Raw genomic sequence first — 12,784 nt, 5'->3', positions numbered from 1 at the left:
CCCATCCCCTGGCGAAGGGAGGCCCGGCATGAGCGGCGAGACGGACAAGCCGCCCCTGCGCGTGGTGGTGGCGGACGACGAGCCGCCCGCCCGCGAGCGGCTGCGCGCGCTGCTCTCCGCCGAGCCGGACGTGCAGCTCGTGGCCGAGGCCGCCAGCGGCGCGGAGGCCGTGCGCGTGGTGCTCGCCCATGCGCCGGACGTGCTGCTGCTGGACATCGAGATGCCGGCGGGCGACGGCTTCGAGGTGCTGCGCGCGCTGCCTCCGGAGTCCGTCCCGGTGGTGGTCTTCGTCACCGCGTGGCAGCGCTACGCGGTGCAGGCCTTCGAGGCCCAGGCGCTGGACTTCCTCCTCAAGCCCTATGACAGGGAGCGCTTCCGCTCCGCCCTCGCCCGCGCCCGGCAGCAAGTCTCGCTGCTGCGCCGGGACGACGCGGCCTCGCGCCAGGAGTCCCTGCTGTCCGGGCTGGCGCTGGCGCAGGTGCCGCCCCGCCGGCTGCCCGTGAAGGAGGACGGCACCATCCGCTTCATCGACTGCGCGGCCATCACCCACGTGGAGGCCGAGGCCAACTACGTGCGCATCCACACCGCCGAGGGGCAGCACGTCCTGCGCGAGACGCTGACGCGCCTGGAGGAGCGACTGGACGCGCGGCGCTTCATCCGCGTGCACCGCTCGGTGCTCGTCAACCTGGACCACGTGCGCGAGCTGGAGCCGTTGTCACAGGGTGAGTACCTGCTCGTGCTGGGCACGGGCACCGCCGTGCGCACCGCGCGCAGCCACCGCGCGCGCCTGGAACAGGCACTGGGCCTGGGCCCCGACGCGCCGGGCTCGCGCTGAGGGCCCGTCCCCGCTCCGCTCCCATCCGTCCCCTGCCCCGCGCGGTTCGTCCCCGGCTTCCGGACGGCGACTCCTCCACCCGCTACCTGTGCGTGCGCAACATTCACCGTCGAGAGGAGCCGCACATGTCCCCGAAGTCTCCCGCCGTCCCCACACTGCTCGCCGCGCTCACGCTGCTCGTGGCCGCGCCCGCCTCCGCCGCGCCCCGCGTGCCCGAGGTGTTCCTCCCCGGCCTCGTCTCGCAGCCGGGGCAGGAGGAGTACCGCATCGCCTTCACCCCGGACGGCCGCACCGCCTTCTGGGGCGTGGGCGAGGTCCTCTTCCCCGAGTCGCGCAGGTCCACCATCGTCTACTCCGAGTGGCGCCACGGCCGCTGGAGCGAGCCGCGCGTGGCGCCCTTCTCCGGCGTCTACAGCGACATCGACCCGTTCATCACCCCGGACGGACGCCGCCTCTTCTTCTCCTCCATCCGCCCGGTGAATGGAGTGCCGCGCGAGGACGTGGAGCTCTGGGTGGTGGAGCGCCAGGGCGACGGCTGGAGCGAGCCACGCCACCTGGGCGACGCCGTCAACAGCACCTCGGACGAGCTGTACCCCAGCGTGGACGCGTGGGGCACGCTGTACTTCGGCTCGGACCGGCCGGGCGGCCAAGGCATCTGGGACGTCTGGCGCGCGTCCCCGCGGCGGGACGGCACCTACGGGCCGGCGGAGAACCTGGGCCCCGCCATCAACACGGAGACGCTGGACTTCAACCCCACGATTACGCCGGACGGGCGGACGCTCCTCTTCGCCTCCATCGGCCGTGAGGACGGCTACGGGTACGGAGACCTCTACGTGGCGGAGCGCGCCGGAGGCCGCTGGCAGCCCGCGCGCAACCTGGGCCCCCTGGTGAATACCTCACAGGACGAGTACCACCCGTCGCTCTCCCAGGACGGGCGCACCCTCTACTTCGTCCGGCACCAGTACGAGCCCGAGCCCATTCCCGGGGACCTCTTCCACGTCCAGACGCGGGCGGTGCTCGGCCCCTGCGGCGCGGACGCGTGGGATGCGGCCCCGACGGAGTAACCAGGGCCCGAAAAAACACAGCGGGAAGCGCGCCCCCCGACGCACTTCCCGCCGTATGAGCCACCGATTGTGGGGCTCCAGGACTTCGAGACTTCGGAAAAAAAGCATTGGGAGCACGCCCCCTCGACGTGCTCCCAATGACCACGCGCCCCCACTCTGGGGCGCCCCCTCGACCGTTTGAAGCCAGCCCCCCCGGGCTGACTTCCCCCCTCCCAATCAGACGCGATGCGTCCGAAACCTTGAGTGCCGTCAACGACCCGGACACCCTCCAGAAACCACCCCTTCAGACGCTCTGCGCCTGAAGCCCTTGGGCGTCGCGGCTCTTGCCCCGGCGCCCCCACCTTTCGAAAATAAATACGCACGCCGCCCGAAATCTTGAGTGCGGCCCTATTTATTTTTTCAGGCCCACAGCGCACCACACTCGCGACGCGTCAACCCACGGCCTGGGCGCCGTGCTCCAGCGAGGAGGGCGCGTCCGCGAGCCGGCGCAGCAGCCGGCGGCGGACGACTTCGATGTGCTCGCGGAAGTAGTAGAGGTTCTCCGAGTAGGACAGCGGCATGGGGATGCGGTTGACCTCGCGCTCCGCCTCGTCGAGCCGGCGCAGCATCTCTCCCAGCGCCTCGCGTCCCGGGTTCTCATCCAGTTGGAGCTCGATTTCCTTCAGGCGCGCGTACCAGCGGACGATGCGCGAACGCACCCGCCAGAGGAACAGGGCCGGCACCGCGCGTACGAGCGGCACCACCACGGCGATGATGGGCACCAGCATCACCCACAGCCGGTCCACCAGGTTGGCGGCCCAGAACGGCAGGTAGCGCTGCAGGAGCGGCACGCCGGACTGGTAGTAGCGCTTGGCCTCACCGCTGAGTGGAAAGCCCGTCTCCATGGGCGCGGGGAACTCGCCCGTCTTGTCCAGCATGCCGGCGCTGCCGTGCACTTCACTGGCGGCGCGCAGCAGGAGGTACGCGAGCGCGGGGTGCAGGGAGTCCCTGGCCACGAGGTTGGCGGTGGGGGCCACCAGCGTCACGTCCTGGGCGGGCACGTCCGCGGCGAGGTCGAACACGCCGCGCGGCAGCACGTGCCGGGTGAGGTACGTGTACCGGCGGGTGTAGGCGTCCGCGCGAGAGAAGCTCAGCATGTGGATGCCCGGCACCGCCGCGAGCTTCTTGATGACGGGGGAGTCCGCGGTGGACACGAGGAACACCGCGTCGAGCTTCTCCTGCTTGAGCTGCTCGATGGACTCCTCGCGGCCGAGCTCGACGAGCTGCGTGGGGGCCGCGTCCACCTTGTTGGCCTCGAGCATCGTCAGGGCCAGCGAGCGCGTCCCGCTCTCGGCCGGGCCCACGGAGATGCGCCGGCCGCGCAGCCCGCGCACGTCCTCAATCGGCTCGCCCCGGTAGAACACCCAGAGCGGCACGTAGGACAGGGCGCCCAGCGAGACGATGTTGGTGGCCTTCTCCGCGCTGACGATGCCGCTCTGCACGAAGGCGACGTCCACCCCGGAGTGCTCGTCGGTGAGCAGCTCGATGCTGGTGAGGGAGCCCTTCGTCGGGCGCACCTCCAGGGTGATGCCGTCCCGCTTGAGGATGGCCTCGTACTTGCGCGCGAAGTACCGGAAGCCGCCCTCGTCCTGCGGCGTCGCGATGACGATGGTCTTCGGGGGCGCGGGCTTGACGAAGTAGAACGTCACGGCGAACGCGAGGCCGACGAGCACCAGCGCGGGGCCGAGGGTCAGCCACAAATCACGGCGCAGCGTGCGCCGGAGCTGGGCCTTGATGAGGTCCGTCTTCATCTTCATGGGGGCGGAGTATAGACGCCCCCCGTGCCTGCCTGCCCTGGCGGCGGCCAGACGTCACCGCCGCCAGGGAGCGTCACCCCTCAGGAGTCGCCGCGCCACTTCGTCCGGCCCAACTCCCGGACGGACTTGATGAGGCTGCCCATGTGGCGCCGGTGCTCCTTCCGGGCGAGCGGGTCCGCCTGGCGCAGGTGGTGGGCCTGCTCGCGCCGCAGCTTCTCGTAGCTGCCGAGCCGCGCGGCCTCCAGCGTGCCCTCCTCCACCGCGGCGCGCACCGCGCAGCCCGGCTCGCTCCGGTGCTCGCAGTCCGCGAAGCGGCACCCGGCGGCCAGCGCGAGGATGTCCGCGAAGGCGCTGTCCACGCCCTCCTCCTCGCCCCAGATGCCGAACTCACGCATGCCCGGGCCGTCGATGAGCAGCCCGCCTCCGGGCAGCGCGAAGAGCTCGCGGTGGGTGGTGGTGTGGCGACCCCGGCTGTCGTCCTCGCGGACGGCCTGCGTGGCCAGGCGCTCCTCGCCCAGCAGCCGGTTGACGAGCGTGGACTTGCCCACGCCCGAGGAGCCGAGCAGCGCGCCCGTCTTCCCGGCGGGCAGCCACGTGCGCAGCGCGTCCACGCCCTCGCCCGTGTGCGCGCTCAACGCGAGCACGGGCACTCCGGGCGAGAGCGCCTCCACCTCCTCGATGCGCGCCTCCACGTCGTCCAGCAGATCCGCCTTGCTGAGGACGACGACGGGCGCCGCGCCGCTGTTCCACGCCAGCGTCAGCGCCCGCTCGAGGCGTCGGGGGTTGAAGTCGTCGTCCTGGCCGGCCACCAGGAACACCACGTCCAGGTTGGCGGCGAGGAGCTGGCTGTCGCGCTCGCTGCCCGCCTCGCGGCGCGCGAGGACGCTGTGGCGGGGGAGCACGGCGTGGAGCAGCGCCTCGCCGTCACCAGCGGGGAGCTGGAGCGCCACCCAGTCACCGATGGTGGGCAGCGCCTCGGCGCCGGGCGCGTGGTGGAGGAGCCGCCCGGCGGTGCGCGCGAGGAAGGCGGGCCCGGCCGTCTGGACGGAGAGCAGCCCACGCGCCTGGCGCACCACGCGGCCGGGGACGAGGGGAAGAGAGGACTGCGAGAGGACGTCGGAGAAAGCGAGAGCGAGGGCTGGAGTCCAGCCGAGAGAGTCGAGAGACACTGTGGGAAACTCCGGACACGACGGTGCCGTCAGGCGCACCTGGTGCTTCAGGGCCCGGAGGGGAGCGGCTCGCGCTGCGCCGGAGCTACACGGCCGTCTTACGCGGCCCGCACCCTCGGGGCGGACAGGGCCTTCACGGTCACGACAAGGTCCGGCTTCATGGTGCCTCCGAAAGTGTCCGGGCCGGCGTCCATCGCCGTCCGTCTTCCGCCTTCATAGCAACTCGGGTGCCCGGCGCCAACGTCCAGAACCGGGCACTCCATGCGGCCGGGCGCCAGCTCCCCGCACGAGGAGCGTCAGGTGGGGCTGGCATGACCGGGGACATGGCCCCATGTTGCCGCCGGAACGAGCGCCCCCCTCCGGTGCCCCGACACCCAGGCCGCTCCACCGCACCCACCTTTCAGGAGGGAAGCCCTTGAGTGCCGCAGTCGACGTGCGCGGCGTGACATTCCACGGAGCCGGTCCGGCCCTCCTCCTCGTGGAGGACTCGGAGGCGGACGTGGTGGCCCTCCAGCGGGCGCTGCACCCGCTCGGCGTCGCGCTGGTGTGCGTGGCGTCGGGCGAGGAGGCGGTGCAGGCGCTGGAGCGGCAGGACTTCGTGGCGGTGCTGCTGGACGTCTACCTCGTGGGGGCGTGGGACGGCTTCGAGACGGCGCGACGCATCCGCGAGCTGCCGGGCCGGCAGGCCGTGCCGCTGCTGCTCATGACGGGCGCGAAGCAGGACCCGTTGATTTCCCTGCGCGCCTACCGCGCGGGCGCGGTGGACTTCCTCCACAAGCCCCTCTTCGCGGAGCAGCTCACCGCGAAGGTGTCCGTCTTCCTGGAGCTGTGGCGCGTGCGGGAGCAGGAGCGGAGCGACTGGCACGCCCGCGAGCAGGAGGCGCTGCGGCTGGCGGAGGCGGAGCGTCAGCAGGTGGATGCCCTCAACGCCGCCCTGGTGGCCCAGCAGGAGTGGCTCCAGTCCATCCTGCAGGGACTGCCCGTGTCCCTCGTCCTGGTGGAGCACGGCACGGCCCGCCCCCTCTTCGCCAACTCGAAGGCCGACGAGCACTGGGGCACCGACTTCCCCATGCCGACCTCGGAGGGCGACTCCGCGCGCGAGCTCCAGTTGCTGGACATGGAGGGCCGGGAGCTGCCGCCCTCTGAGTACCCCGCCGTGCGCGCCGCGCGCGGGGAGAGCATCCGGGGGCTGCAGCTCCACATGCGCACGCCCCGGGGACAGCGGACCGTGCTGCTGGACGCCGCGCAGGTGCCCGCGATGGGCGAGCGGCCCGCGTGCGCCGTCATCACCTTCCAGGACATCACCCCGCTGCGGGAGGCCGAGCGCGTGCTGCGCAAGCGCGAGGAGGAATCCCGCTTCCTCGCCGAGGCGAGCGCCCTGCTGGGCAACTCGCTGGACAACGCCACCACGCTGCGGCAGCTCGCGCGGCTCGCCATCCCCACGCTCGGAGATTGGTGCACGGTGGACCTCGTCGACGAGCGCGGCCGCTTCGAGTGCCTCGCCGTCTCCCATGCCGACACGGACAAGGCCCTGCGCCTCCAGGACTTCCTGAACCGCCACCCGCATCCGCCGGACGCGTCCCGGGGCGTGGCCAGGGTGCTGCACACGGGCGAGCCCGACTGGATGGCCGACCTCACGGTGGAAGTGCTCCGCACGACGTGGAAGGACCGGGAGCGGTTGGAGCTCCTCCTGTCGCTGGGTGTTCGCTCCTACGTCTGCGTGCCGCTCATCGTCGGGGGCCGGGTGCTGGGCGTCATGTCGCTGCTGCACGCCGAGTCGGGCCGCCGCCACACGGAGGCCGACGTGCGCTTCGCCGAGGACTTCGCGCGGCGCGCGGCCCTCGCGGTGGACAATGCCCGGCTGTACCAGGCCTCGCAGGAGGCGGTGCACCTGCGCGACGAGTTCCTGTCGGTGGCGAGCCACGAGCTGCGCACGCCGCTGACGCCCATCCGCATCAAGCTGCAGGGACTGCAACGCCAGACGCAGGCGGCGGCGGGCGGCGTGCTGCCGGCGGACAAGGTGGCCTCGGTGCTGGACACGGTGTCCTCGCAGATGCGGCGGCTCGCCAACCTCGTGGACGGGCTCCTGGACGTGTCGCATTTCAGCGCCGGGCGGCTGGAGTTGCACCGCGAGGCGGTGGACCTCTCCGCCCTGCTCGTCGAGGTGGGCGCGACCTTCGAGGCGGACTGCGCGAAGGCGAGCTGCCCGCTGGAGCTCCAGACGCCGGGGACGGTGGTGGGCGCGGTGGACCGGCGCCGGGTGGAGCAGGCCGTCTCGCACCTGCTGTCCAACGCGGTGAAGTACGGCGCGGGCCGGCCCATCCGCCTGTGCCTGGTGGCGGACGGCGGCCACGCGCGAATCACCGTGCAGGACGAGGGCGTCGGCATCTCCCCCGAGGCGCTGCCGCGCCTGTTCGGCAAGTTCGCCCGCGCAGTGTCCGAGCGCCACTATGGCGGCCTCGGCCTGGGTCTCTACCTCGCGCGGGAAATCGTCGAGGCCCACGGCGGCACCATCCGCGTGGAAAGCCAGCCCGGCCAGGGCGCCCTCTTCGAGGTGGCGCTGCCGCTCGGCCAGACTCCGGACTGAAGGCCCGCTCTGGCCTCCCGCCGACGTGGCACTGACGCTCGGCATCAGAATCCGACCTGACGGGAATTCCGGGTACAGGGGGACGTAGCTCCGACTATCTTCTCAGAAATGACGACTCCCCCTCCCGCGGCTCCCGCGGACCTCGGCATGAAGCGCGCGGTGTCCCGCTGGGAAATCGTGGGCTTCTCCATCAACGACGTCATCGGCAGTGGCGTGTACCTGCTGCCCGCCGCGGCGGCGGCGAACCTCGGCTCGGCGAGCGTGGGAGCCATCGTCCTCGCGGGGCTGGGCGTGTTCCTGCTGGTGCTCTGCTTCGCGGAGGCCGCGAGCTACTTCGACAAGCCCGGCAGCGCGTACGTCTACACGCGCGAGGCCTTCGGAGACCTGGTGGGCTTCGAGGTGGGGTGGATGACGTGGCTGGCCCGCGTGTCCTCGGTGGCGTCGCTGTCCGCGGGCTTCGCGCGGGCGCTGGGCTACCTGTGGCCGCAGGTGAATGACGGCGTGGGGCGCTCGCTCGCGATTGCACTGCCGCTGCTGCTGCTCACCGCCATCAACGTGGTGGGCGTGAAGTCCGGAGCGCGCACGGCCGTCTTCCTGGCGATTACGAAGACGGTGCCGCTGCTGCTCTTCATCGGCGTGGGCATCTTCTCCATGTCCTGGGCGCAGGCGACGTCCGTGGCGGCGAAGCCCGACGGCAGCCTGGGCGAGGCGGTGCTGCTGCTCCTCTTCGCGTACGCGGGCTTCGAGAACACGGCGGCACCGGCGGGCGAGTTCAAGAATCCGAAGCGCGACGTGCCCTTCGCGCTGGTGGTGCAGATTGGCGTCGTCACCTTCATCTACACCGCGGTGCAGTGGGTGGCGCTGGGCACGCTGCCGGGCGTGGTGGACGCGCAGACGCCGCTGGCGGACGCGGCGGCGCGCTTCCTCGGGGGCTGGGGCGGGCTGCTGATGACGGTGGGTGCGGTGCTCTCCATCCTCGGCACCAACAGCAACACGGTGCTCGCGGGGCCGCGCTACCTCTACGCGCTGGCTCGCGACGGCTTCGGCCCCGCGGCGCTGGCGTCGCTGCATCCGCGCTTCCGCACGCCCACGGTGGCCATCCTCACGCAGACGGCCATAGCCCTGCCGCTGGCCTTCTCCGGTTCGTTCGAGGTGCTGGCCACGCTGTCGGTGGTGGCGCGGCTGGCCACGTACTTCGGCACGGCCATGGCCGTCCCCGTGCTGCGGCGCAAGCTGCAACAGCAACCGGGCGCGTTCCGCATTCCCGGCGGGCCCGTGGTGCCCATGGCCGCCGCCGCGCTGTGCGTCGTCTTCGCCATGAGCGCGCAGGCGCGCAACCTCATCGCCGGGGCCATTGCCCTCGCCGTGGGCGGCGCGCTGTACGCCCTGCGCAGCCCCGCGCGGACGGCGGCGCCGGAGTAGCACCGGGCGCTCTTCGCTTCAGCGCCCCCTCCAGCGCACGTCCTGCTTCTCCACCGTGAGGAGGATGCGGATGGCCATGATGGCGGACTCCACGTCCACCGGGTCGCCGGTAATCGCATCGCGGTAGAGGAAGGACTCGCCGATGCGGATGATGACGTAGGCCAGCGCGTCCAAATCCATCACCGGCCGGAGGTGGCCCTGCTTCACGCCCTCCTCCAGCGACGCGCGGATGCTCGCGGCGCAGCGCTGCTCCACCGTGCTGCTGCGCGACATCAGGATGCGCATGGCGTACTCGGCGTCCTGCTGGACGAAGGTGCGCAGCGGCGCGTCCTTCACCAGCAAGTCGAACAGTCGCCGGGTGACGTCCGCGGCCAGCTCCGGCCCCTCGCCGCGCGCGCCCTTCTGGGCCGTGGCGAGCGCCGACTCGAACAGCGAGGAGATGACCTCGCCGTAGAGCAGCTCGCGGCTGCCCACCCAGCGGAACACCGTGGCGCGGCTGACGCCCAGCGCCTGCGCCATGCGGCCGATGTCGAAGCGCTCGCCCCGCTTCCACCAGTCCAGCGCCAGGGCGAAGAGGTCCTGGGGCGTGGCCTTCGACGGCGCATCCAGCCGCCGCGCCAGCGGCGTGGCCCGCACGGACGCGCGCGAGCGGCGGGAGGAAAGCGGGGGGCGCTCCGGCGCCTCGGACGTGGCGCGGCGCTTGTACGCGCGGGGAGCCTTCACGCGGTGCTCTCCAGCAGCTTGCGCCGGCGGCGCTTCGCACCCGCCACCAGGATGCGCTGGTATAGCGTGGGCAGCATCCGCTGCATCAGGTCGATGAGCACGGCGTCACCGCCGATGAGCTGGCGCCGCCGGTTCTTCTGGATGGCCGCGAGGATGTCCGAGGCGGCCTTCTCCGGCGTGGTGGAGAAGGACTTCTCGAAGTCGCTGCTGGAGCGCTCGTCCGTCCAGCCCTTGCGGTAGGTCATCCGCGCGTTGCGAGCGATGTTCGTCTTGATGCCGCCGGGGTGGACGCAGGTGACGCCGATGGGCACGCCCTCCACCTCCAGCTCCTGCCGCAGCGCCTCCGTGAAGCCCTTCACCGCGAACTTGGCGGCGTTGTACGCGGCCTGCGTGGGCACGCCGATGAGGCCGAACACGCTGGAGACGTTGACGATGTGGCCCTCGCCCGCCGCGCGCAGGTGCGGGAGGAAGGCCTTGGTGCCGTGCACCACGCCCCAGAAGTTGATGTTCATCAGCCACTCGAAGTCCTCGTACGACGTGTCCTCGATGGTGGCCCCCAGCGCGACGCCCGCGTTGTTGACGACGACGTGCACGCCGCCCAGGCTCCTCGCCACGGTGTCCGCCCAGTCATGGACGACGTCACGCTTCGCGACGTCCACGCGGGCCGCTTCCACCTTCACGCCGAGCGCGCGGCACTGCTCCGCCGTCTCGGAGAGACCCTGCTCATTCACATCCGACAGCGCGACATTGCAGCCGTTGCGCGCCAGCAGCACCGCCGTGGCCCGGCCGATGCCCGAGCCCGCGCCGGTAATCGCTGCGACTCTGTTCTTCACCGACTTCATGGGCAGCCTCCTGAGACTCGTGAGGAAATTCGAGGGCGCACCGTGGATGCACGCTCAAGCATGGGCCACCTCGCGCGCCGGCGCGGGGAGCGCGGCGGGCCGCCGCTGACGGTGCGGGAAGATGGCGACGTACTCGGAGGGCTCGAAGCGCTCCACGCGGCGCCGGAAGGAGAAGGTGAAGCCGGGCCAGAGGGTGGAGATGCGCCCGGTGGCGTCCATGTACCAGCTCACGCAGCCGCCCTGCATCCACACCGTCCCGGACATGCGCGTGTCGAGCTGCTGGACGAAGTCCGCCTGGGCCTCGGGCGTGGGCTCCACCGCGGCCAGCCCGCGTCCCTCGAGGTAGCGCAGCGCGCCGAGCACGTGGTCAATCTGGCTCTCAATCATCAGGATGACGGAGGTGTGACCCAGCCCCGTGTTGGGCCCCAGCAGCATGAAGAGGTTGGGGAAGCCGCTGATGGTGGTGCCCAGGTGCGCCTTCATGGTGCCGCCCCACGCCTCCACCAGCGAGCGCCCGTCACGCCCGTGGATGTGGTGCGCCACCGGCATATCCGTCACCTGGAAGCCGGTGCCGAAGATGATGGCGTCCACGGCGTGCTCGGTGCCGTCCGCGGTGACGATGGCGTGCTCGCGCACCTCGCGGATGCCGTCGGTGATGACGTCCACGTTCGGCTTCGCGAGCGCGGGCAGGTAGTCATCCGAGACGAGCACGCGCTTGCAGCCCAGCGTGTACTTCGGCGTCACCTTCGCGCGCAGCACCGGGTCGGGGATGGACTGCTCCAGATGCTTGAGCGCGCGCCGCTGCAAGAGCCGCAGAATCCACGGGTGCATGAACCCGAGCGCCAGCAATTCGCGCAGCGCGTAGATGAGCCCGCGCATGAGCCGCTGCGTACCCGGCAGGCGCTGGTACAGCCGGCGCATGCGCTCGGGGATGGAGCGGTCGTTCCTGGGCACCACCCAGGGCGGCGTGCGCTGGAAGAGGAGCAGCCGGCCCACCTCGGGTTGGATGGCGGGGACGAACTGAATCGCGGAGGCGCCGGTGCCGATGACGGCCACCCGCCGGCCGGAGAGCGCGTAGCCGTGGTCCCACCGCGCCGAGTGCATCACCTTCCCCTGGAAGCGCTCCAGGCCCGGCAGGTTGGGGATGGAGGGCTCACTCAGGCCTCCCACAGCGGAGATGAATACATTCGCCGTGTAGAGCCCTTCCGACGTCTGGATGTGCCAGCGCTGCTCCACGTCATTCCAGCGGGCCTCCTGGACGGCATGCCGGAAGCGCACGTGCGGCCGGATGCCGAAGCGGTCCGCGCAGTCGCGCAGGTAGGCGTGGATTTCCCCCTGCGGGGAGAACGCGCGGGACCAGGACGGGTTGGGCGCGAAGGAGAACGAGTAGAGGTGGGACTGCACGTCGCACGCACAGCCCGGGTACGAGTTGTCACGCCAGACGCCGCCCACGTCGTGGGAGCGCTCGAAGATGACGAAGTCCTGGAAGCCCGATTCCTTGAGGCGGACGGCCATGCCGAGGCCGCCGAAGCCACTTCCCGCGATGGCGATGTGGAAGTGGGGTGCGTGTCTTGGGGGCACTGGAACCTCCCGGGTGGGTCAGGTGACGCGCATGCTACAGGAAGCCATTGTGAATCGGGCTGCGTCGAATCGTGAATATGACGCATGTCCGACGGACGCGCCGGTCCGCCTCGGGGGCCTTGCTCGGGCGGGAGGGGGCCCGGCCGGCTGCCCGGTTGGGGTGGATATGAGGCGTCCCAACTGTTAGTGCAGGCGTTCGCCAAGGAGTCGCCGTGTTTCGATTCGAGAACGACCGGGCGCTCATCGAGTCCTTCCGCTCGCGAGACCGCCGGGTCATCGAGATGCCCGAGGGCATCAGCTTCCCGCTCTTCGTCCGGGACTACCTCGCGTGGACGGAGACGTCCGGCGCGCGCGTGTACCTCATCTTCGCCGCCCCTGGCAGCCGCAAGCCCATTGGCATCATCTTCCGGCGCGAGCCGCCGGGCGGGGAGCCGACCTACCGCATGTGCGAGTGGTGCCACAGCCACGGCACGTCCGCCGAGGTGGGCATGCTCACCACGGACGTGGACAACAAGCGCCGCGTCGGCGTGACGCTCTGCAATGACCTGCGCTGCAAGGAGAAGCTGGAGGACGCGGCAGACCGCTCCGGGCGACACCCGCGGCACGCCCTCGATGAGCTCAGCGCTCGCATGTACCGCTTCGCGCACGAGGCGCTCGGCATCGAGGTGCAGCAGCAGCCCGCGGTGTAGTGGGAGCCACGCGGCGGGGACACGGATGTCGCGTCCCATGCTGTCGTGCCGCGAAGCAGTCTGACGGAAAAGAACA

At 71.2% G+C, this 12,784-nt stretch carries 10 protein-coding genes; 5 read left to right on the top strand and 5 right to left on the bottom strand.

Annotated elements, in window-relative coordinates; translation table 11 throughout:
- Positions 1-28 precede the first annotated feature (28 nt).
- Positions 29-835 carry a LytR/AlgR family response regulator transcription factor gene (locus ACVTJA_RS14820; protein WP_465837017.1) on the top strand — a complete coding sequence of 269 codons (807 nt, stop codon included), beginning with the start codon at positions 29-31 and terminating at the stop codon, positions 833-835.
- A 125-nt stretch (positions 836-960) separates the two neighbouring features.
- The gene (locus tag ACVTJA_RS14815; RefSeq protein WP_465837016.1) at positions 961-1,899 is read left to right on the top strand and encodes a TolB family protein; all 939 of its coding nucleotides are present in this window, start codon (positions 961-963) and stop codon (positions 1,897-1,899) included.
- 431 nt (positions 1,900-2,330) lie between these two features.
- Here the strand turns inward: ACVTJA_RS14815 and ACVTJA_RS14810 are convergent, their stop codons facing one another.
- Both ACVTJA_RS14810 and rsgA read right to left on the bottom strand, forming a co-directional pair.
- A complete protein-coding gene (locus ACVTJA_RS14810; protein ID WP_465840392.1) occupies positions 2,331-3,689 on the bottom strand; it encodes a TAXI family TRAP transporter solute-binding subunit in 1,359 nt (452 codons plus the stop codon).
- Between the two features lie 86 nt (positions 3,690-3,775).
- The gene (gene rsgA, locus ACVTJA_RS14805) at positions 3,776-4,864 is read right to left on the bottom strand and encodes a ribosome small subunit-dependent GTPase A (RefSeq protein ID WP_465837015.1); all 1,089 of its coding nucleotides are present in this window, start codon (positions 4,862-4,864) and stop codon (positions 3,776-3,778) included.
- A gap of 415 nt (positions 4,865-5,279) precedes the next feature.
- On the opposite strand from rsgA, the gene ACVTJA_RS14800 reads away from it, so the two are divergent.
- Complete coding sequence (locus tag ACVTJA_RS14800; RefSeq protein ID WP_465837014.1) at positions 5,280-7,451, top strand: hybrid sensor histidine kinase/response regulator; 2,172 nt, start codon at positions 5,280-5,282, stop codon at positions 7,449-7,451.
- A 108-nt stretch (positions 7,452-7,559) separates the two neighbouring features.
- A complete protein-coding gene (locus tag ACVTJA_RS14795; RefSeq protein WP_465837013.1) occupies positions 7,560-8,873 on the top strand; it encodes an APC family permease in 1,314 nt (437 codons plus the stop codon).
- Positions 8,874-8,891: 18 nt separating this feature from the next.
- Here the strand turns inward: ACVTJA_RS14795 and ACVTJA_RS14790 are convergent, their stop codons facing one another.
- Genes ACVTJA_RS14790 through ACVTJA_RS14780 form a run of 3 tightly spaced genes read right to left on the bottom strand, consistent with a single transcriptional unit; the run spans position 8,892 to position 12,019 of the window.
- Positions 8,892-9,596: a QsdR family transcriptional regulator gene (locus ACVTJA_RS14790; RefSeq protein WP_465837012.1), complete on the bottom strand. Its 705-nt coding sequence runs from the start codon at positions 9,594-9,596 to the stop codon at positions 8,892-8,894.
- Positions 9,593-10,438 (bottom strand): SDR family NAD(P)-dependent oxidoreductase, encoded by an 846-nt coding sequence (locus tag ACVTJA_RS14785; RefSeq protein ID WP_465837011.1) that lies wholly within the window; start codon positions 10,436-10,438, stop codon positions 9,593-9,595. Before ACVTJA_RS14785 ends, ACVTJA_RS14790 begins: the two co-directional genes overlap by 4 nt.
- Positions 10,439-10,492: 54 nt before the next feature.
- On the bottom strand, positions 10,493-12,019 hold the full coding sequence (locus tag ACVTJA_RS14780) for a flavin-containing monooxygenase (protein ID WP_465837010.1): 1,527 nt from the start codon (positions 12,017-12,019) through the stop codon (positions 10,493-10,495).
- Positions 12,020-12,231: 212 nt separating this feature from the next.
- Here ACVTJA_RS14780 and ACVTJA_RS14775 point away from each other — a divergent pair, with 212 nt between their 5' ends.
- Positions 12,232-12,708 (top strand): FBP domain-containing protein, encoded by a 477-nt coding sequence (locus ACVTJA_RS14775; protein WP_465837009.1) that lies wholly within the window; start codon positions 12,232-12,234, stop codon positions 12,706-12,708.
- The last annotated feature ends 76 nt before the right edge of the window (positions 12,709-12,784 follow it).

Source organism: Pyxidicoccus sp. M6, assembly GCF_055568925.1.
Note: the sequence above shows the minus strand (reverse complement) of the source record. Positions and strands in the feature narration are given on the sequence as shown.

What these genes read in the sequence shown, in the direction of transcription:
- ACVTJA_RS14820 (WP_465837017.1), top strand. Translation starts at nt 29, where the DNA reads ATGAGCGGCGAGACGGACAAGCCGCCCCTGCGCGTGGTGGTGGCGGAC.
- ACVTJA_RS14815 (WP_465837016.1), top strand. Translation starts at nt 961, where the DNA reads ATGTCCCCGAAGTCTCCCGCCGTCCCCACACTGCTCGCCGCGCTCACG.
- ACVTJA_RS14810 (WP_465840392.1), bottom strand. Translation starts at nt 3,689, where the DNA reads ATGAAGACGGACCTCATCAAGGCCCAGCTCCGGCGCACGCTGCGCCGT.
- ACVTJA_RS14795 (WP_465837013.1), top strand. Translation starts at nt 7,560, where the DNA reads ATGACGACTCCCCCTCCCGCGGCTCCCGCGGACCTCGGCATGAAGCGC.
- ACVTJA_RS14785 (WP_465837011.1), bottom strand. Translation starts at nt 10,438, where the DNA reads ATGAAGTCGGTGAAGAACAGAGTCGCAGCGATTACCGGCGCGGGCTCG.